Origin of the sequence: Neolewinella persica DSM 23188 (genome assembly GCF_000373105.1) — a bacterium.
Lineage (GTDB): Bacteria > Bacteroidota > Bacteroidia > Chitinophagales > Saprospiraceae > Neolewinella > Neolewinella persica.
On record NZ_KB890417.1, the window covers coordinates 125,711 to 144,059 of the forward strand.

The 18,349-nt window shown below is 52.3% G+C and carries 17 protein-coding genes; 7 read left to right on the plus strand and 10 right to left on the minus strand.

From position 1 onward, the window contains the following. The first annotated feature begins 80 nt into the window (after positions 1-80). Complete coding sequence (locus tag B036_RS0104735) at positions 81-1,232, plus strand: T9SS type A sorting domain-containing protein (protein WP_020567541.1); 1,152 nt, start codon at positions 81-83, stop codon at positions 1,230-1,232. Here B036_RS0104735 and B036_RS0104740 read toward each other — a convergent pair. Next, positions 1,229-2,335, minus strand: a complete 1,107-nt coding sequence (locus tag B036_RS0104740) for a mandelate racemase/muconate lactonizing enzyme family protein (protein WP_020567542.1) — start codon at positions 2,333-2,335, stop codon at positions 1,229-1,231. The two genes, B036_RS0104735 and B036_RS0104740, sit on opposite strands and share 4 nt — an antisense overlap. A gap of 545 nt (positions 2,336-2,880) precedes the next feature. Here B036_RS0104740 and B036_RS0104745 point away from each other — a divergent pair. Both B036_RS0104745 and B036_RS0104750 read left to right on the plus strand, forming a co-directional pair. Further along, complete coding sequence (locus B036_RS0104745) at positions 2,881-3,342, plus strand: MlaD family protein (protein ID WP_026231701.1); 462 nt, start codon at positions 2,881-2,883, stop codon at positions 3,340-3,342. Between the two features lie 188 nt (positions 3,343-3,530). After that, a complete protein-coding gene (locus B036_RS0104750; RefSeq protein WP_026231702.1) occupies positions 3,531-5,399 on the plus strand; it encodes a tetratricopeptide repeat protein in 1,869 nt (622 codons plus the stop codon). An 85-nt stretch (positions 5,400-5,484) separates the two neighbouring features. Here B036_RS0104750 and B036_RS0104755 read toward each other — a convergent pair whose 3' ends face one another. Both B036_RS0104755 and B036_RS0104760 read right to left on the minus strand, forming a co-directional pair. Then, positions 5,485-6,573: an AAA family ATPase gene (locus B036_RS0104755; RefSeq protein WP_020567545.1), complete on the minus strand. Its 1,089-nt coding sequence runs from the start codon at positions 6,571-6,573 to the stop codon at positions 5,485-5,487. Between the two features lie 300 nt (positions 6,574-6,873). After that, positions 6,874-8,082: a cytochrome-c peroxidase gene (locus B036_RS0104760; protein ID WP_020567546.1), complete on the minus strand. Its 1,209-nt coding sequence runs from the start codon at positions 8,080-8,082 to the stop codon at positions 6,874-6,876. 494 nt (positions 8,083-8,576) lie between these two features. On the opposite strand from B036_RS0104760, the gene B036_RS0104765 reads away from it, so the two are divergent. The 3 genes from B036_RS0104765 to B036_RS0104775 all read left to right on the plus strand — a co-directional run bounded on the left by B036_RS0104765 (position 8,577) and on the right by B036_RS0104775 (position 11,984). Continuing rightward, positions 8,577-8,951, plus strand: coding sequence for a BlaI/MecI/CopY family transcriptional regulator (locus B036_RS0104765; protein ID WP_020567547.1), 375 nt, complete (start codon positions 8,577-8,579; stop codon positions 8,949-8,951). A 20-nt stretch (positions 8,952-8,971) separates the two neighbouring features. Then, on the plus strand, positions 8,972-10,924 hold the full coding sequence (locus B036_RS0104770) for a M56 family metallopeptidase (protein WP_020567548.1): 1,953 nt from the start codon (positions 8,972-8,974) through the stop codon (positions 10,922-10,924). A 217-nt stretch (positions 10,925-11,141) separates the two neighbouring features. Continuing rightward, the gene (locus B036_RS0104775) at positions 11,142-11,984 is read left to right on the plus strand and encodes a DUF2911 domain-containing protein (RefSeq protein WP_020567549.1); all 843 of its coding nucleotides are present in this window, start codon (positions 11,142-11,144) and stop codon (positions 11,982-11,984) included. 181 nt (positions 11,985-12,165) lie between these two features. Here the strand turns inward: B036_RS0104775 and B036_RS0104780 are convergent, their stop codons facing one another. After that, entirely contained in the window at positions 12,166-12,786 is a 621-nt protein-coding gene (locus B036_RS0104780) for a trimeric intracellular cation channel family protein (protein ID WP_020567550.1), read from the minus strand. 136 nt (positions 12,787-12,922) lie between these two features. On the opposite strand from B036_RS0104780, the gene B036_RS0104785 reads away from it, so the two are divergent. Then, positions 12,923-13,501 (plus strand): TonB-dependent receptor plug domain-containing protein, encoded by a 579-nt coding sequence (locus B036_RS0104785; protein WP_020567551.1) that lies wholly within the window; start codon positions 12,923-12,925, stop codon positions 13,499-13,501. A gap of 271 nt (positions 13,502-13,772) precedes the next feature. Here B036_RS0104785 and B036_RS0104790 read toward each other — a convergent pair whose 3' ends face one another. The 6 genes from B036_RS0104790 to B036_RS0104815 all read right to left on the minus strand — a co-directional run bounded on the left by B036_RS0104790 (position 13,773) and on the right by B036_RS0104815 (position 18,192). Continuing rightward, complete coding sequence (locus tag B036_RS0104790) at positions 13,773-14,714, minus strand: NAD(P)-dependent oxidoreductase (RefSeq protein ID WP_020567552.1); 942 nt, start codon at positions 14,712-14,714, stop codon at positions 13,773-13,775. Positions 14,715-15,123: 409 nt separating this feature from the next. Then, positions 15,124-16,119: an SAM-dependent methyltransferase gene (locus B036_RS0104795; RefSeq protein WP_020567553.1), complete on the minus strand. Its 996-nt coding sequence runs from the start codon at positions 16,117-16,119 to the stop codon at positions 15,124-15,126. Positions 16,120-16,357: 238 nt separating this feature from the next. Beyond that, a complete protein-coding gene (locus B036_RS0104800) occupies positions 16,358-16,699 on the minus strand; it encodes a T9SS type A sorting domain-containing protein (protein ID WP_020567554.1) in 342 nt (113 codons plus the stop codon). A 181-nt stretch (positions 16,700-16,880) separates the two neighbouring features. After that, positions 16,881-17,300: a hypothetical protein gene (locus tag B036_RS0104805; RefSeq protein WP_020567555.1), complete on the minus strand. Its 420-nt coding sequence runs from the start codon at positions 17,298-17,300 to the stop codon at positions 16,881-16,883. Between the two features lie 104 nt (positions 17,301-17,404). Continuing rightward, positions 17,405-17,818 carry a hypothetical protein gene (locus B036_RS0104810; RefSeq protein ID WP_020567556.1) on the minus strand — a complete coding sequence of 138 codons (414 nt, stop codon included), beginning with the start codon at positions 17,816-17,818 and terminating at the stop codon, positions 17,405-17,407. Next, a complete protein-coding gene (locus B036_RS0104815; RefSeq protein WP_020567557.1) occupies positions 17,815-18,192 on the minus strand; it encodes a DUF3703 domain-containing protein in 378 nt (125 codons plus the stop codon). Before B036_RS0104815 ends, B036_RS0104810 begins: the two co-directional genes overlap by 4 nt. Positions 18,193-18,349: the final 157 nt, after the last annotated feature.

Genomic DNA, 18,349 nt, shown 5'->3' on the forward strand with positions numbered 1-18,349 from the left:
AATTAAACCCTAATTGCCCTAAGCCCCCTTCCAAACCCCGTATATTGTGGTTTCGCTCTTCCTATCTACACATTTTCGGTATGTATAAACTCTTACCCGTATTAATTTGCTTCTTTTCCCTGGCATCACTCACGGCGCAGGTAACGTTGTCTTCGGATTACTTCCCGCAGGCAGGGGATACGCTACGTACTGTAACCGCCGACAGTACTTATGCTGTTGGCCTCAATCAGCTGTCGGCAGGGATTGACCGGGAATGGAACTTTGGCACACCAGTCGCCGAAGGCGCTCGTTTACAGGCAGTAGTAAGTACTGAAGGGGACACCTTATTCCCTATTGCTGATGTCAAGATTCTTGCGTTTAACGGCACCCTTAGCTATTACAAGATCACCGAGACCTCCTTTGACCTGGTTGGCGTACAGACCCAGGTAGCGCTATTCCCGGATCTGGATATTACCGCAGCCGTCACCCCTTCCCGGCCAACCAGACGGGCGCCACTGACCTACCAGGACGTTTTCACAACTGAAACGTCCAACAGTATTGTCGTCGGCACGGACAGTCTCCCCGAAGCAGTACTGGAAGCGTTAGGACCAGTAGTTACAAGTATCGATTCTCTGCGCATCACCACGATCTCCAACCGTGAAGATTTGGCCGACGCTTATGGTACCCTCGTACTGGGCACGAACACCTTTGAGGTACTGCGTGAACGGCGCAATGAAAACATCTACATCCGCCTGGAAGCAAAAAACAACGCCCTCCAACTTTGGGGAGACGTTACGGCACTCGCCATTGCCCAAGCACCACAGGTTGCCCCGTTCCTGGGCCAACAGCCCGCTACCACCACTTATACCTACTGGAGTCCGGGAGAGATTGACCCCATCGTGGAATTCATCACCGATGGTGAAACGGGAGTCGTACAAAATATGGAATACAAGCAGCCGACAACATCTACTTCTACTGGTGGCCCGGCGCTTTTGCAAGCATCCATCCGGGTATTCCCGAACCCCGCCACCGATTTGGCAACTTTTGAAATCGAAGGATTGGAGCGAGGCCGCTACTTCCTTAGCCTCGTTAATACTATGGGGCAAAAAGTCAAATCCAGAGAGTTTACGCCCCTCGGTAACCAAACCCGTTTGAACCTGGACGTAAGTGCATTGCCTCAGGGGATGTACATGTACAGTCTACGAAATGAACGCGGACGAACGATCGCGACCAAGATATTACGGGTACACTAACTATCTACGACCACGGCATCAAGCTTGTCCAGGTAAGCCGCCAAAGGCCTTACCCCCAACCCAGATTCATCATTCAATATTATCCGCCCGCCAGGGCCGTAGGTCATTCCGCCCGCCATCGGATCTTTGCTTTGCATGAGCGGTGTATCAAAATCGTAGTAGACCGCCTGCGGACTGCACAGCGCCAAATGGGCTGCGGCGGTGAAGCCCAGGCGGCTTTCGAGGAATCCGCCGATTTGCAGGGGGACGCCGGCCGCTTCGGCGATGCGCATTATTTTCAACGCTTTGTACAAACCACCGGACTTGCTGACCTTGATGTTGATTTTGTCGATGGCCTTCAGGTCGATTAACCGGCGGGCATCCCGGTGATCCCAGCAGGATTCGTCGGCCATGATGGGGATGGGGCTGGCGGCACGGATACGGGGGAGTTCCAAAAAATCGTGACGGGGAATGGGTGCTTCGCAGTGTTGGATATTAAGATCGGCCATGCCACAGAGCAGTTCGATGGCCAGGTCTGGCGTCCAACCCTGGTTCGCATCCAGCCGGAGGGGAACGTCCTTGCCCACCGCCTGGCTGATCATGCGAACCCGCTCTGCATCCTGCGGCCCCGCCCCTAATTTGAGCTTGATCACCGGAAAGCCCTGGTCTTTTACCCATCTGGCTTTGGCCACCATCTCTTCAACGGAGCTCAAACTAACGGTGTAATCGGTGTGCAACTCCTTATCGTTTTTTCCACCGAGGTAAGCGTAAAGCGGTACCCCGGCAGCTTGGCTAGCTAGGTCGTAACAAGCGATATCAAAGGCACTTTTGATGCAGGAATTGCCCGCGACAGCCCGATCGAGCAGGCTGGTAAATGTTGCTGGATCGGCCGGATCAGCCCCAAGGAGTTGCTCCGCTAAAAAGCGGCCGACGGCCATGGCGCCAGCCATGGTTTCCCCGTGGATGGTGGGAAAGGGGCTGGCCTCACCCCACCCCACCAGGCCGGTATCCGTTTCTGCGCGCACCAGTACGTTGTTGGCGTGGGTGAGTGGGCCCAGAGAGATAACAAAGGGCGCGGTAAGCGCGATGGGAGAAGGGTATAAGGTTAAGCGGGTTAGTTTCATTAGCCTGTTGGAACTATTGGTCTGTTAGGGGCTCAAAGTACCAATTTGGCGCGGCCGCAGGGTACAAAGGACGTTGAATGAAATGGGGACAGCGAATTAAGTCTTCAGTTGATTATTATCTTAGCCCGTATGCTGAAATTATCTTGTAACTTTTCCCTTGGCCCGAGACCAACAAAAGTCCACTATAAAACAATATAGAGCCATTCGGCACATAAACAAGTTCTTCAGGGTTGTCATAAACACCTATACTCCAACTGCTATTATTCTCAACATATAACACTGGAAAACAAATTTTCTCAAGCATAACTTTGATCTGGTACAGTGTACTTTAGGTTTTTAGAAATTTAGAGGGGCCCAAATTTCGCGTAGCGAATACACAATAGCTACCCTGGACGAAGTCCGGGATAACGGACTTACCGCTAGCGGTACGACGCTAAGCGTCGTCAAATAATGAGGGCATTTTCGTTACCTGGGACCGCGTCGTTCCTCTTTGTCCCAGGCAACTCAAGTGCAGTCGCTACGCGACAAATAAAAAGCAACTAAAGATGACTAAAGCCTTATTACTTCTAACTCCTATTTTACTCTTGTTCTGTTCCTGCGATCGGGGAACAACCATCTATGTGCCCACAGAGAACGCGGCTGGTGTACAAACGGGAACCCCGATCACCATCAGCGGCCTCCAGGTTGGAACCCTGGTTGACGTAGCTTTGGATGAGCAATTAACCTGCTGGTTGACCCTAAACGTAGAGCAAGAATTTCACATAGGAAGAGAGGCAATTTTCCATCTTGAAACTACCAGTTTACTGGGCGCAAAAGCGATCACAATTGAAAATTCACTGGCCGGCGAGATGATCAATAGTGAAGATTCGCTAAGTACTCCACTCAACATTAAATCATTGATTGATTCCTATTCAACTACGGTTGATTCTACTGAACTGAAGATGTTATCGAGGAAAGCCGGGGAGTTTCTTGATTCGCTGATGATGGTTTTAAAGAAGGAGAATTAAGGGGCGTGGCCGCAGGTGCTGAAATCGGTAGAAGAGCAATGCATGCTCCGTCAGCCCTAAAAGGGCATTTCCTGTAGCGATGGGCGATGGAAGTTGGCACAGCCGACGACGGAACCCATCGCAGCGTGTTGGCCCGGCACAATTCCGCAAACCCGTACATTTACAAGTAGTCAATCCCTCCCACACCTATGCGTCGAAGTTTATCCCTGGTGCTTTTTTTACTCTTTAGTGTACTGATGACCGCCCAGGATCAATCCAGAGTAGACAGCCTGGAAAAAGCCCTTGAGCAGTTGCCACCCGAAGACACGATGCGGCTTTACACCCTGGTTTATCTGTGGGATGCGACAATCGGATCAGACCTGAACCGCGCCGACGCCTACACTCGCCAAATGATCCGCGAAGGATTGGAAAGGGACGACGCTAAGCTGACCGCGGCGGGCTACCAGCGGCTGGGCGTCACCTGCGACTACGCTGGAAAAAGCGACAGTGCGATGTTTTTTTACCGCAAAGCACTGGCCATTTATCAGGCACGTAATTCAGGCCGGATGCAGGGGATTATGCTTTTCAACGTCGCCATTCTGCAACAAGAGAAAGGATTGTATGACTCGGCCAGGCATTACCTTGCCCTGGCCGACGACAGGTTCAAGGTCAGTTCCCGGTTAGTGGAACGCAGTGCGGTGAATACCATGAAAGCCTCCATTGAAAGGCAACAGGGAAACCCGGCGGAGGGAATTAAATCGGCCACCATTGGTTACGAATTAGCACTGCAAGCCGGAGATTCCTCCCGGATGGCCGCTGCGGAGGAGGAAATCGCCTTCAACTACATGAACATGGACCAGGACAGCCTGGCCGCAAAATTCTTCGAACGCAGTTACCGGTTCCACATACGGGTCCACGACGAGTACTACGCTTCGCTAAGTCTGATGAACCTGGCAACCTGCCACCAGGCCATGAATAAGTTTGAGAGCGCCCTGGCCTACGGCAATGAGGCACTGGCCATTGTACAGGAAAACCAATACGAAGACCTGGTGGTGGACGTACTGAAAATAATTGGGAATGTATACTGGAGTAATGAAGACTATGAGCAGGCCGAGCAAATATTTTTGCAGGCAAAAGCATCCCTAGCGGATAAAGACCTCGGCCGGGTAACGACAGAAATTCTCACCTACCTTTCTGGCGTACAGCTCAATTTAGAAAAATATGACCAGTCTCGCAGCAATGGTTTGAAGGGCCTGGCAATGGCCGAAGAGCAAGGCCAGACCAAATTGATCCACCGGGCCTATGGCCAGCTGGCCATCGTTGCCAGTAAGCAGGGAGATTTTGAGCAGGCCTACGATTACATGGTAATTCGACAGGGAATTCAGGACAGCCTATACCACAAGGAGCTGGGGGAAGAAGTGGCCCGCCTCACCTTACTCTTCGAAAACGAAAAGAAAGAACGCCTCATCAGCGAGCAAAAAAATCAACTGGCACTGCTGGAAAGCCAGGCCCGCGCTGAAAAGCTCCAACGAACCGCCCTGATCGGGGGACTGATAGCCTTACTGGCCCTGCTCACCGCCGGCTGGTACAGCTATCGCCAGCGGCACCAGCGGCAGGAACTGGAAAAAGCACGGCTGGCCGACGAGCTGAAGACGCACCAAAAAGAACTTAGCACCCACGCCCTGCAAATGGCCCAGAAGGGCCAGTTGCTCGATCAGCTCAGAGAAGAAATCCGCCAGATCAAGGGCGAACGACCGGACGACCGCAAGAAGCTGGATGGTATGCTGCGAGAGCTCGGTTCGGAAGAACGCATCGACCAGGACTGGGCCAACTTCCGCTCCTACTTCCAGGGCGTCCACGGAGACTTTGAAGAGCGGCTGAAAGCCGCCGCAGAACAAACCCTCTCTCCACGGGAGCTACGACTCGCTGCCCTGATAAAAATGCAACTCAACAATCAGGAAGTTGGGGCTATTCTCAGCATCTCGCAAGACAGCCTGTACAAAGCCAAGTACCGACTGCGTAAAAAATTACCGCAGGCCGGAGAGGGCGAGCTTGATGCTTTTATCCGGGAGGTTTAAGTGGCAAAATTCGGGATGACTCATGTTTATTAGCAGTACGTATGGTAAATTCAGCGCGCAACAATACAGTGGGCGAGAAGCCACCTTACAACAGTAAATCCATATCCACATTCTCCTCAATAAGCTCTACTGCCCGCCGGATCTTCCAGGGCGTCTTGAGGTTAATCTTCACCTCCATTTGATTTATTCTTACGGCAGCGCCGTAGGTATCCAATGCGCAGGAAACGACAGGAATCTGGAATTCGTTAATGAAATCGAGGTGAGGTAAATCAGGGTTTTGGCTGTCCGCTCCGGTAACCACAATACCGGCAATGGTGCTGCCCGGAAGTTCCCGTTCTTTGAGGATTTCCTGTAGCACGGTTAATGCCTCCTCCAGCCGACGATTACTGGCAATGATAAGAAGATTCTTCAGGTTCTCTACCTCCGCCTGCGCCAGCAAACTGCCACTGGCGATGTTCTCTACCTGATTATCGAGCCGGTCGCGGTGATAAATGGTTTTCCCCTTTAGCGCCCGACGGATGGTGGCCATGATCGGACTGGAAAGTGACTTCTCATACGGTAAGACCCCCAACAGAGGGATACCTAATTTTTGCAAGTAAATATCGACGTAGCGCCGCACCTTCTCCAGCTTTTTCGGAATCGTTTTATTGACAATGACGCCACGCACCGGTACCCGACGCTCCCGGAACATGGCCAGGTTCATGTTTAGCTTATCGATGGTATTACCGATCCCTCCTTCTACCACCATGACAACCGGAGCGTCAAGCAGCTGGGCAACCTGCGCGTTGCTCATGTCACAGACGGAGCCCACTCCCGGATGCCCCGTGCCCTCGTAGATCACGAAGTCGTTCTCGGCCTGCAACTTCCGACTGGCTTTAGTGATGCTGGTGGTAAAGTCAAACCCCGTCGGGTCGTCGAGGTACTTGGCCGTTACGCCCCGACCAATAATGACCGGGCTGTGGAGTTCCGCTCTCAGTTCAAAGTCCATCCCACGGGCAAAGAGGAGCGCGTCTTTGTCTACCCGGAGTTCTCCCAGCTCTACGAACTCCTGGCCAACGGGTTTGCAATAACTAACTTTCTTACCCCGGGCGCGAATGGCAGCCATAAGGCCAAGCGTACAAGTTGTTTTACCCACATGTTGAGAGGTAGCGGCGATGTATAGGCGATCGATCATGGGGGGAAGATAGGTTTTAGGATTCAGTATTTAGGGTTCAGTTTCTAGGATTCAGGTCTGAGCATTCAGGACTCAGGTTCTAGGACTCAGATTTTAGGGTTCAGGATTCAGGTTTTACGATTCAGTATTTAGGGTTCAGCATTCAGGAGTACCCCTACCGTATCGTTTAAATCGAGTATACTTTGATGAAAATGAGTACTGTACCCAGAATACTGAATCCTGAGTAATGAATGCTAAATCCTGAGTACTGATCCCTGAATGCTGTTTACTGTGTACTGATCCCTAAGCGCCGCAGGCGCTTCACTCCTCAAATGGATTACTCCACCGTTCATCGGTATACACCGCCGAACCGGTAAGCGTTTTCAAAAAGGCAATAACGGCCTGGCGTTCTTGTTGGGTGAGGTTCAAACGCTGTGGCTGGCCGGCGAAGGATAGGCGGCGGTCTAGCTGCTGGTTACTGGCCGGGATGGCGTTGTAATGATCGAGAACATCGTTGATGGTCCGAAACGCGCCATTGTGCATAAACGGTCCGTTCTCGGTTCCATCTGGCCGGAACAAGTCACGGAGTGTGGGCGAGCGGGTAATGGACAAGTCGGGCATCCCGCCGCCGATGGCGGCGGTAACGCCATTGTTTTGGGAGTTCGGATCAATGGAGAATTCCGGTCCCTGATGGCAGGAACCGCAGCCCAGGCCACCACCCACCCGCTCGCTGTTGGCGACCTGCGGTCGCCCACCAAAAAGCTCGCGCCCCAGGTTCTCCTCGTCAGTAAAATTGGGGAACCGTTCTCCACCGTTCCGTACCTGTGCCCGGCCCTCGTCAAATTTCGAATCAAAAGACTGAATGCTCCGAATGAATTGCGCAAGTGCTTCCTGCATCCTGGGTTCCGTCACCTGATCGGAACCGTAAGCCTCGCGAAAGAGTGGGCCGTAGTAATCCAGTGCATTCAGCCGGTCCAACAGATCATTAATGGAGGGAGCACCGTTAGTTCCGCTGAACCCCATTTCGATGTGGTCTTCAATCGGTTGCGTCGTTTGCTCCTCCAGCGAGTTGGCCCGTTTATCCCAGAAGTAGCGGGACTCATCACCGAAACGGGCGTTGATCAGCCGCATGGAATGGCGGTTGGTAGTGCCGGCTACGCCCACGGAGGCGATGGAGTTGTCCCCAAAGGCCAATTCCTGCCGGTGGCAACTGCCACAGGAAATAGTCCCGATATTAGAGAGCTGCCGGTCATAAAAAAGTACGCGCCCCAGGGTTGCCCGGGCATCCGTGATGGCGTTTTGTCCGGTATTGTCCCGATTGATGTAATCGGGGATCGGTTGACTGGCATAATTGAAGAGATCCGAAATGTTCAACCGACCACCGAAGGTAGCTTCAACCGGATCAACCTCAGGGTCGGGGTCGGGCTGGCCAGTCAGCAGGAAGGGCTCGTCGGTAGCACAGCCAGAGATCAAGGCCAGGCAAAGTACTGAATAAAGGAAAAAGAAACGGGACGGAAAAAGAGACGGCATACAGCAAAAATTACCAAGGTGAAAACCCGCAGACTAACGAGGTGACGAGAGTTTTGTTCCCAGATCAGGAATCAGCACCAATAGCCATCAGCTAAACTTAGGATAAAATAGGTAATTTTTACAGCAGGAACGGAAGATTTTCTATTTAGACGCGTTGAATCAATAAATCCTTTGCAGGTTGCAGGTTGCAGGTTGCAGGTTGCAGGTTGCAGGTTGCAGGTTGCAGGTTGCAGGTTGCAGGTTGCAGAAAAAAAATGCCACAGGCAATTCATCCAAGTTTTTCCAGCTTTTTTTAAAAAAAGCATTAAAAACGAGCGGAGCGAGCTACCTCGTGCGGTAGCTGCAACCTGCAACGCGCCGAAGGCACTCTGCAACAAGGAGCGAAGCGACTGGCCTGCAACTTGAGCGAAGCGATCAATAATTAACTTCTTTTAACGTTCTACTACTTGCGTAGTATTACAAGTGTAGTTTATCTTTACGCAAAATCTTCCCCCATGGCCAACGACCCTATGCCTTCCGAGGCGCAATTAGAAATTCTTGATCTTCTGTGGCAACAACAGCCCGCCACCGTGCAGGATTTGCATGATCGGCTTGGCGCCCGACGGCAAGTAAGTTACAACACCGTACTGACTCAACTGCAACGAATGACCAAGGCCGGGCTGGTAGAACGAAATACCGATCAGCGCACACACACCTATATCGCGGCACCACGCCGTGAGCAGATTGAACGAAGACTTTTTGACCGCCTGGCCGACACGGCCTTCGGTGGTTCGACCATTAACCTTGCGCTACGGGCGCTGGGTAATGAAAAGCCCACTCCGGCGGAACTCGATGAGCTCCAGCAGTGGATCAACCGTCAGAAAAAGTAAGCCTTCAGGATTCACTCATTATGGAACTCACTACAACTCTGCTACCTTTTGCTACTGCCTTCGGGCTGGCATTACTTCACAGTCTCTGGATCGGTGCCGTACTCTTCGTTGGCGTAAAAGCACTCTTTCCATTGCTGTCCTCACCGGCTGCACGACATAATGTTTCCTACGGTGCCCTGCTGGTCCTGACTGCGACCTTCGGACTTACCTTCTACTTCGTTTATGACCCCGAACCATTATGTGAAAACCTACTTGCCGGTGGCCAATCGCTCAGTGGGTTACAGCTGCTCGCCTCCGCACAGGAAGCAGGCATCGGCTGGTCTGAGTGGTTACAGCGAGGGGTGCCAAGTATTGCACCGTGGTTGTCGGTTGTTTACCTGGCCGGGCTAATTCCGGCAATTTTCTTTTTGATTCGCGATCAGGACCGCGTCATGCAAATGAAGCATGAAGGCCTTTCTGCCCTCCCCATCTCCTGGGCGGCACGGCTTGGCAACGAGTTAAACCGCCATGCCGCCACCCGCAGGGTACGGTGCTACCTAAGCGACCGCGTAGGTGAAGTAATGACCCTTGGTTTCTGGAGTCCGGTCATTGTTTTCCCGGTTGCCCTGGTCAACGAACTCACGCCAGAGATGGCTCATACCATTCTATTACACGAAATAGCGCACCTGCGCAATTACGACCATTGGCTTAATTACCCCCAGCAATTTATTCGAGCTTTTTTCTTTTATCACCCCGCCGTACACGCCCTCTGCCGCCTGATTGATCAGGAACGTGAGCACCGTTGCGATGATTGGGTGGCCGCCCGATGCGAGGACCGACGCACTTACGCTTCGGCACTTGTCACGGTGGCCCGTTCTTCCCATATCCCCCCAAACAACCTTGTAATGAGTGCCACCAAAACCCCGTTTTCTCAGCGCATTCAGCGCCTTTTCCTCGGCGAGGACAACCAGACAGACCGGAACTTTGCGTTCTCTATGCTGCTGGTTGTTCTGCTGGGGGCGGCGCACTTAAGTTATACGAATTGGGGCGAGGACGCAGGTGCAGCCAATTGTTTGGAGGAGCAGGAAATGGAGAGCGCCGAGCTTACCGCTCAACTCCCCTTATTACTCCTGCACCAGTCGGCCAATGCGCACATCGAGTACCGCCTTAGTAAACTCAATCCGTCCGGCAACTACCGTTGGATGGTGACCGAAAGGCCCGAAACGGCCCTCGGCACGCCTTGCCCTACCCGTAAAACAGTCGATCAATTCCCCTACATCGCAGCCCCCGAGCCGCCAGAATCGTCCAACCCCCGTGCCCGGGAACAGTACGAGCGCGCCCAACGTAAGTACGAAGCCATTCAGGAACGGACCAAGCCGGCATTGTGGATGGATGACCAAACGTTCACCCAAATCGTGCCGGAAATTCCCGAGTTGACCTTTCCCAAGCCATTGCAGCTAGGCATCAGTGAAAGGGCTTCAATCCAATTTGCCCCGTGCCCCTCCAACCTTCGTAAACAAGAGGTCAAATCCACCATTAACATTGCCCAAGACCATAAAACTAAAGTCAAGACACCCCGTCCCGAGCAGAAAGCTCCGGTGACCAAAAAGCGTTTAACCTCCGCAAACCGGGAATCAAACACCGCGCAACCTTCCGGTTTAATGGAGGTGAGTGAAACACAAAACCACATCGCTTATTTCGTAGACGGAAAGCGCGTTGAGGCCAATTGCACCAAGGCCATGAGCCTGAGGCTCATTGAAAGCGTTGACGTCATCAAGGGTGATGCAGAAATGGTCATGATGGGGCTGGAAGGCTACGAAGGTACCATCATGGTTACTACCAAAAAGGAAGGCTTAGTAGAAATCGAATCCGCCCCGTTTTCCGTTTCATCGCCCGACGAAGACCTGAAGGCTATGGAAGACAGTTATTCCGTTAATTTTAACGAAGGAGAAATAGAAGAGAGCATGGAAGTGCAGCCTTGCCCATGGTTGTAAGGCCTTGACAAAACTTCCTTCTCGGCGAGCGTAAACGTCGATCTACATCCGCGAAATCTTTACCCGTCCATCAAGCAAATATTTTGATAGCTGCCCGCGCGGCCGGAGGCCGACGCTACCGCTCATTGCCAGAGGCAATTTCGTCATGATACAGATGCCTTAAGCGGTTTCCCATTCACTAACGCACTCCTTCTTCCATTTACTAACTCACTCTCCCATGCGTGTTCTCTACCCTCTCGTGCTCTTAACCTTCCTTTGCACCTGCGTCCGCGCCCAAATTCCGTATCTCCATCTAAGTCCCTTCACCACCACGGAAATCACCATTGCTGCCACCGAAATAGAATTGTCCTACGGTAGGCCGAGCATGCGGGGTCGAAAGATATTCGGCGGATTGGAACCCTGGGGAAAAATCTGGCGTGGAGGAGCTAACCGCAACCCACGTCTGGTCATCAGTAAACCAATCACCTTCGGCGATACATTGGTGAAAACCGGTTCTTACACTCTGTTTTCCAAGCCGGGTGAAAAAAAATGGACCGTTTATCTCTACGACGAGGTCAACAAATATGGCGCGCCCGACGAATGGGACGAGAAGAAAGTCGTGGCCACTCTGGTCGTCAACCGGGAGGTACTTGCTAAGCCAATTGAAACCCTTAGCTATAGTTTCGAAGAGATTTCTAACGACCACTTCACGCTGGCGATGGAGTGGGAGAACACCCGGATCGTTATTCCCTTTGGCTTGCAGACGAAGGTCTTTATGAATGAGGCTATTGCAAAAACCCTCGCCGGCCCAAATTCCGCAGATTACTCCAATGCAGCCATGTATGAACTGCGCGACGGCAAAAACTATGTTCAGGCCCTGGCCTGGTTCGACAAGGCCATTGAACTCGACGATACGCCCAGTTATTGGGAGCACCTCTTCCGGGCCCAGACCCTCGTGAAGTTGGGCCGGCTCGACGAAGCCCGAGCCGGCGCACAGCGCAGCCTGGAAATGGCAAAAAAGATCAACAGCGAATACGGGACTGCCGAAAGCCTGGCGATTCTCGATGCATTAAACGATTGATGTTTGCCTAAATATTGAATAAAATTCTCGCTAGTAGGGGCAACCCGCGTTCGCTGAGCGAACGCGGCCAACAACTTAGACGCTTGTACGGGCGGGGCTTGCCCCCGCCCATGTCTTTATGAACCTGAAAGCTTGCCCCCGCCCGCCCTGCACGACCCCGAAAACCCCTTTGGGGCCTTACCTAAACTCCGCCCGATGCCTTCTTACCAAAAGCCAGCGTCCAATGATTTTTCACTGCCATTAGCCGAATGACAAATACCGTAATAATGGCCACCGCCATCGCCAATGGCTCACCGATCAGTTGCTCAGTGAGCAGGAACAAAATCCCGCCAGCCAGGCAAGCGGAAGCATAGATTTCTTTTCGAAAGATCAGCGGCACCTCGTTGGACAGCACGTCGCGGATGACCCCTCCAAAAGTAGCTGAAACCACACCAAGAAAAACACAAATGATGGGTGACAGACCGAAAGCAAGCGCCTTTTGCAGGCCCAGGATGGTGTACAGCGCAATACCGATCGTATCAAACAAGAACATGCTGCGCCGCAGCTTACGCATATAGGGCTGAAAAAGGTAGGCAAACAGGAATGCGCCAAAGATGATGTACAGGTAAACCGGATTCAACATCCAGCCGACGGGGGTACTGCCGATCATCAAATCCCGCAAAGTACCCCCGCCGATGGCGGTGACCAACGCCAGAATGAAAACGCCAAAAACATCGAACTGGCGCTTCATGCCAGCGAGCGCCCCCGAGATGGCGAAGACGAAGGTGCCGGCGTAGTCGATGGTTAGAATGAAGAGTTCCATTTTTGAAGTATTCAGGGGTTAGTATTAAGGGTTTAGGGTTCAGAAAAGTCTGCAATGTAGTGGTTCTGCACACCAAGTTATGGGATAATCGGAGATGGTTGTATTTTGTACCAACTTCACCAAACCCATTCGAAAAATGAGACTATTATCTCTGGCTTTCTGCTTGTTACTTTCTTGTTGTCTAGCCGCCCAGGTTGAACCTAAGTCGGAGTGGGAAGGTCTAACGATTCCTCCAGATGCGCCTTCGCAACAGCCAGTTATTCTGCATTCTCACTCGTCCCTTGACACGGGTGATCCCCTGTACATCATCAACGGGTACCCCGCCGAGAAAGCGGATCTTCAAGATCTCAACCCGGCAAGTATTGAATCGATAAATGTCCTCAAAGGAGAAAGTGCACTAGTTCTTTATGGCAGCCAAGGAGGTAAGAATGGTGTCATCATCATTCAAACCAAGGACGATATTACTCCCCGTGCAGACTACACCCTCACCCCGGAGGAAATCCCTGCTGATATTTTCTCGCTTTACGAAACAAAGGATTTTGGGGCGGGTAAGCAGGTGGTTTATCTGCTACAGGGAAACCCCATTAAATTGCGCAAACTAAAAAAACTAGCGACTACGGACATTGCCTCCATCAAGGTTTATGAACGGGCGCTGAAGGTCAGGTTGATGGGCTACAGTGAGCAGGAGGTGATTGTGGATGTTATACTGCGGTAGTGTGTAGCATTTTCTCATCCGCTGCATCTTTCTGCTGGCGTAGCCGCAGGAAGTTCATCGGATGTGTAAAATGCGTGAGTAGCAAAAAAAACAGTAGTAATTCAACGTTCATTGTAACTGAAACCTGAACGAAATCAATGTCTACTTCAACCCCGGCAACACATCCGATGAACTTTTGCCCGGCTGCGCCAGGTCAAAAGACGCATCGGATGAGCGGCTGGACGCACAGGATATTTTAAAACCAATCATCTCGATGGGTGGTAACAGTCCATCACCCAAACGCCCCCATGATTTTCGCAAACAGGGTCCGCGCATGCCCCTCTTCCGCCTCCGCACTCCACCCGGCAATGTGGGGCGTAAGGACCGTATTTTTGCTACGGACCAGGTATTGAAACGGCGCCGGCAGGTCTTCTGGCTCCAGGTGGACGAAACTCTGCTCTTCGTATTCGTGCACGTCGAGGGCGGCACCGAGGACTTTTCCGGATTCCATTGCGGCAACCAGATCAGCGGTATTCACCGCCGGCCCCCGGGCGGTATTGATGAGGTAGAACGGCTTGGCAAAAGCGTTGATCCAATCCTGGTTAACGTAGTAGTGGTTACCCTCTAAAAAGAGGTGGAGAGAGACAACGTCGGCCCGGCTTTGCAGTTCTTCCAGGCTTACTTCGGTGGCGTATTCATCGCCGTAATCCGTCCTGAATTTATCGTAAGTGATGACTTTACAACCGAAACCTACCAGGCGTCGGGCGGTCATTTGGCCCATGTTTCCATAGCCGATGAGGCCGACGGTGAGGCTGCCCAATTCGGTCCCCACGTTACCCCGGCGGACCCAGCCACCGGCGCGGATCTGCTGGTCGGCCCGGCCAAGGTGATTGAGCAGCATCAGCATCATCCCGACGGTATGCTCGGCTACGGTATGCTTGCTGCCTTCGGGGCTATTGAACACGGTGATGCCGAGTTGTTTGGCGTGTTCCAGGTCAATGTGGTCGGTCCCGACGCCCCAGCGGGCGACGAATTTAAAGCTCGGTCCGCAGGCATCCAGCAGCTCCCGGTCGATGTTGAGCCGGCTGCGGACCATGAGCCCGTCGTAGTTCTTCAGTTCGGCCAGAATGTGGGCGCGGTCGCGGGTGCAGAGATCGGTAACGGCATGCCCCGCTTCTGCGAGCGCTTGCTGGAGGTAGGGGTGGGCGGCTTGGTCTAGGAAGGCGATGTTCATGGGGGGAAGGTAGGGACATAAATGTTTTCGGCATCATGCGTACAGGCTCAATGTGCATAATAAAGCGACTACTCACTTTGAGTCAGATTCAGTTGTACACATCACCCTGCTAGTACACTGTAATTTAAGTTTTCGCTGCTTTTTACTTGTCGCGTAGCTACTGCACTTGAATTGCCTGGGACAAGGAGGAACGACGCAGTCCCAGGTAACGAAAAGGGCCGTTAAGGTTTGACGACGCTACGCGTCGTAAGCATAGTCCTTAGCCCGTTACCCCGGACTTCATCCAGGGAAACTATGCTGTATTCGCTACGCGAAATTCAGGTTCGGTAAATTTCTAAAAACTCAGTTTACGGTGGACTAGTACTGCACCAGCTCAAAAGGATTTGTCGGCCGGCGAGATTTTCTCGAATCAATCCTCTAACTTAAACGTAAGCTCAATCGAAGGCTCCATCAGGTAAGTAAAGACCATACAACGGTAAGTAAAGGGTTGGACCAACTCCAGCCCCAGGGGCAGCGTCAGGGAGGATTCGTTGGTCGTCAACCAATTATCCTGACTGACGTGTACATGGGTTTCCAGCAACATGCGCTGGTAGGTGGTCATGTCGTACTTGCTGAAATCGACCTGTACGTTGGGCAGTTGAGCCGGGATGGTGCGGTCTCCGTTGCCGGCAGCAACGGATTTCCGGACATCGATGATGATGCCCAACTCCTCCGCTTGTAATGGGGAACCAGGCGTTGGCTCCAGCTTCGCTTTGATCACCACGTTCTCGGGGATCAGCGTGATGCCGGGCCGGAACTGGGGCAAAAGGTTCAGGAGTATGGGAACGTAACACTCCCGGTACAAGAGCGCATCCAGGGTTTCACTGATAAGCAGGTGATAATCGGCCGCTGCGGGCACCGTGAATGCGGTCGCATCCGCCTGGTACTGTGCCCGTAGGTAACCAGACAAGCCAAGGTCTTCGATCAGTTTACCGGCGAAGACGAGGGAGTGTTCGTTGATCTCCAGAATAGAGAACCGGACTTCTCCCGGCTCAAACAAGGGCGCAACCAGGGTAACGAAGGGAGCATACGGCCCACAGCCGGCGTAGAAAACCTCTACGGTTTGGTCCGGATGCGCCGCCCGTTGATTGCGGATGGCGGCAACGACGCTGGTGAGAAATTTGGTGGTCCGTTTAAAGTCCAGCAAGCACTGCGCAGCGTGGTTCAGGCCAAGGGCGGCGCCTTTCGCCGTTGGCACCGCAGCAAGGTGCTCCAGCTTAGTGTCGAAACCAGTGAGCCCGGTGATTTCCTGGAACCCGGTGTGGATTTCTTTGATGATGCGCTCGGCTTCGGTGGGGCTGGCGGCGTTGAGCAGCAGGTCGCTGGCCAATTTTTTGACGTTTGTGGGGGTGCTTTTCTCAGTCATTGGGTTAAAGCTACTAGAGGTTGTGGATTTAGTGGAAGCTTTCGGGAATTTTGGGCTCAATTATGGTACGCCGGGGGCGAGCTCCGCCCGTACAAGCATCCGATTATGGGTGGGTATATGGAATAGAGGGATGGTTGCGGCGCTGCGCGCCGCCGAATGGCCTTGCCTCTTTCAATCCCCGGGTTTCGGCGTACCGCCTCACCCGGGGCAAAATGATTGGATCTCTCCGGAATCCCCTCTACCGTCGTACCAAACTCCCCGTCCAGTCCCAGTCTTTTGACCTAAGCCGGAGCAAATACACCCCGGCCGGCAGTTCATCCACGGCTAATTCAACGGTATTTGCACCTGCGGCCGCGCCCACATGGCCTTTCCGAACCTCCTGACCATAGGTGTTGTAGACGTGCCAATTGACCCGTTCCGCTTCCGGGCTCACCCAGTTCACCGTCAGGGCTGATCCACCCACAGGATTCGGGAAGACCCTCACTGCCCGCTCGTCATCGGCCCGCCAGGTAACCCGCCGGACGAGGGAGTAATCCTCCTCCCCATCAAAGTCCCGGGCCAGGATGCGATAGTAGGCCAAGTTACCCGTTGCACGATCATCAATAAAGGAATAAGCCGTTGCCGCATTAGTGGGTGTTTTGAATGGGGAGCGAGTTCACTCAAACCTACGGAAAGCATCTTGGGAGACCGTCTGGTTCCCATGATCTGTCAATCAGCGTACACACTAGCTGCTTACTTTCGCACCTAAGATCGCTGGCACACTACTGGGTATATTTATTACGATGGATCGCTACATATTCTACCCAAACCACGACTACCAATACGATCAATTCCAGAACGAAGTACGTCACGCCCAATGCGGTAAGTTGCTCAAAGTGCCGGTATACCAGGCCAAGCGACAGCAAAGCGTATAAGGCATTGGCAATCATGATCACTCGCAGGAAAATGGGCCACTTATCCTTTACCAGAAAGTAGCAAGTCCACGAATAACAGACGAAGCCGCAAGCCAGCAGCGCAAGTACGGCGAGCGGATCTTCGGGCATGCCGAAAAGAGCCTGAAATTGCCGCAGCACTACTCCAAGGAAGAAGGCGGAGAGGAGGGCGCCGGTGCCGTCTAGGAGGAACAGGTACTTGCCGGAACCTGTCAATTTGTTGAAGAAGTCCTTAAATCTGTCTGGCAAACCTGGTATTTAGTGATTACGTTAAAAATCCTCAACTGGCTAATTGAAAGTGTGGCGGATATTTCAACAATGCTATCTTGAGTTCCCACCCATCATTCACTGTACTAGTCGTAAGGTAATAAATCAGGAGCCAGAAACGCTTTTTTAGCTCGCTGAGAATTATAGATGTCAAATCCATAATGAGCTGAAATCAACTCTTTAAAATTATATTTTAAGCGAGGGAACTCAAGCATAAAGTCAACAAAGTTGTCGGAGGTCGATTTTTGCCAGAAGTGTTGTACCGTTTTCACCGCAGCAACAGTCAGGGTTACGTTGAATTTATCCGATGCACCAAGATGAACTACGTAGTTAGCTATCTGCTTACGAACGATTTCCACCGCTGCTTCGCCTCCCTGTTCTTTAAGGTGAATCCATCCCAACCTTAGGTGTGCTTCATGGGTAAAGAGTTCAGGTGGCAGTCTGCAACTTTCAAATTCTGAAGAAAATTCGGCGTCGGAAAAGTCTAAATGGTTTTTCATCTTGGGGTTACATCTGCTTTAAGAAAGATTTCCAATAACCCCTCCTCGATCGGAAATGGCTTTAGCGGCGGAACATTCGCCCCACCAGGATTTCCAACCGGGACTTTCCCAACAAAGGATTTCACCCCACCGAAGATCAGGCGCGGTATTTGTCCTGCAACCTCCTTAACGCTTTTGATTTTGAAGCCAAATTGCAGCATTTTCCAGTGGACGCAGGTGTGGGCATAAGGGTATCGCTGGCCGATGATGTGCGCGCGTTCCAGATGTTGCCAGGCTCGCTCCAGGTTCCCTTTTCGATATTCAAGCTGGTAAGCCATTAGCTCTTCCTGATAAAATGGTTGTAGACCGGAAGGAAGCGAGGTGTAAAATTTCATGTTTTTGGTAACTTATCTTGTTGGGTGGATGATAATGATTTAACGGTACATCAGAAGTAGGGTGATAAGAATTTGGATTGGCCGAAGGCCTCCAGGGCGGAGGCCGCGCTTTAAAACCACGTTGGCCCAGCCAATGCGCCAGGATAGCGTCGCCATT

What these genes read in the sequence shown, in the direction of transcription:
- B036_RS0104770 (WP_020567548.1), top strand. Translation starts at nt 8,972, where the DNA reads ATGGAACTCACTACAACTCTGCTACCTTTTGCTACTGCCTTCGGGCTG.
- B036_RS0104735 (WP_020567541.1), top strand. Translation starts at nt 81, where the DNA reads ATGTATAAACTCTTACCCGTATTAATTTGCTTCTTTTCCCTGGCATCA.
- B036_RS0104795 (WP_020567553.1), bottom strand. Translation starts at nt 16,119, where the DNA reads ATGACTGAGAAAAGCACCCCCACAAACGTCAAAAAATTGGCCAGCGAC.
- B036_RS0104785 (WP_020567551.1), top strand. Translation starts at nt 12,923, where the DNA reads ATGAGACTATTATCTCTGGCTTTCTGCTTGTTACTTTCTTGTTGTCTA.
- B036_RS0104745 (WP_026231701.1), top strand. Translation starts at nt 2,881, where the DNA reads ATGACTAAAGCCTTATTACTTCTAACTCCTATTTTACTCTTGTTCTGT.
- B036_RS0104810 (WP_020567556.1), bottom strand. Translation starts at nt 17,818, where the DNA reads ATGAAAAACCATTTAGACTTTTCCGACGCCGAATTTTCTTCAGAATTT.
- B036_RS0104815 (WP_020567557.1), bottom strand. Translation starts at nt 18,192, where the DNA reads ATGAAATTTTACACCTCGCTTCCTTCCGGTCTACAACCATTTTATCAG.
- B036_RS0104740 (WP_020567542.1), bottom strand. Translation starts at nt 2,335, where the DNA reads ATGAAACTAACCCGCTTAACCTTATACCCTTCTCCCATCGCGCTTACC.
- B036_RS0104765 (WP_020567547.1), top strand. Translation starts at nt 8,577, where the DNA reads ATGGCCAACGACCCTATGCCTTCCGAGGCGCAATTAGAAATTCTTGAT.
- B036_RS0104780 (WP_020567550.1), bottom strand. Translation starts at nt 12,786, where the DNA reads ATGGAACTCTTCATTCTAACCATCGACTACGCCGGCACCTTCGTCTTC.
- B036_RS0104790 (WP_020567552.1), bottom strand. Translation starts at nt 14,714, where the DNA reads ATGAACATCGCCTTCCTAGACCAAGCCGCCCACCCCTACCTCCAGCAA.
- B036_RS0104755 (WP_020567545.1), bottom strand. Translation starts at nt 6,573, where the DNA reads ATGATCGATCGCCTATACATCGCCGCTACCTCTCAACATGTGGGTAAA.
- B036_RS0104760 (WP_020567546.1), bottom strand. Translation starts at nt 8,082, where the DNA reads ATGCCGTCTCTTTTTCCGTCCCGTTTCTTTTTCCTTTATTCAGTACTT.
- B036_RS0104775 (WP_020567549.1), top strand. Translation starts at nt 11,142, where the DNA reads ATGCGTGTTCTCTACCCTCTCGTGCTCTTAACCTTCCTTTGCACCTGC.
- B036_RS0104750 (WP_026231702.1), top strand. Translation starts at nt 3,531, where the DNA reads ATGCGTCGAAGTTTATCCCTGGTGCTTTTTTTACTCTTTAGTGTACTG.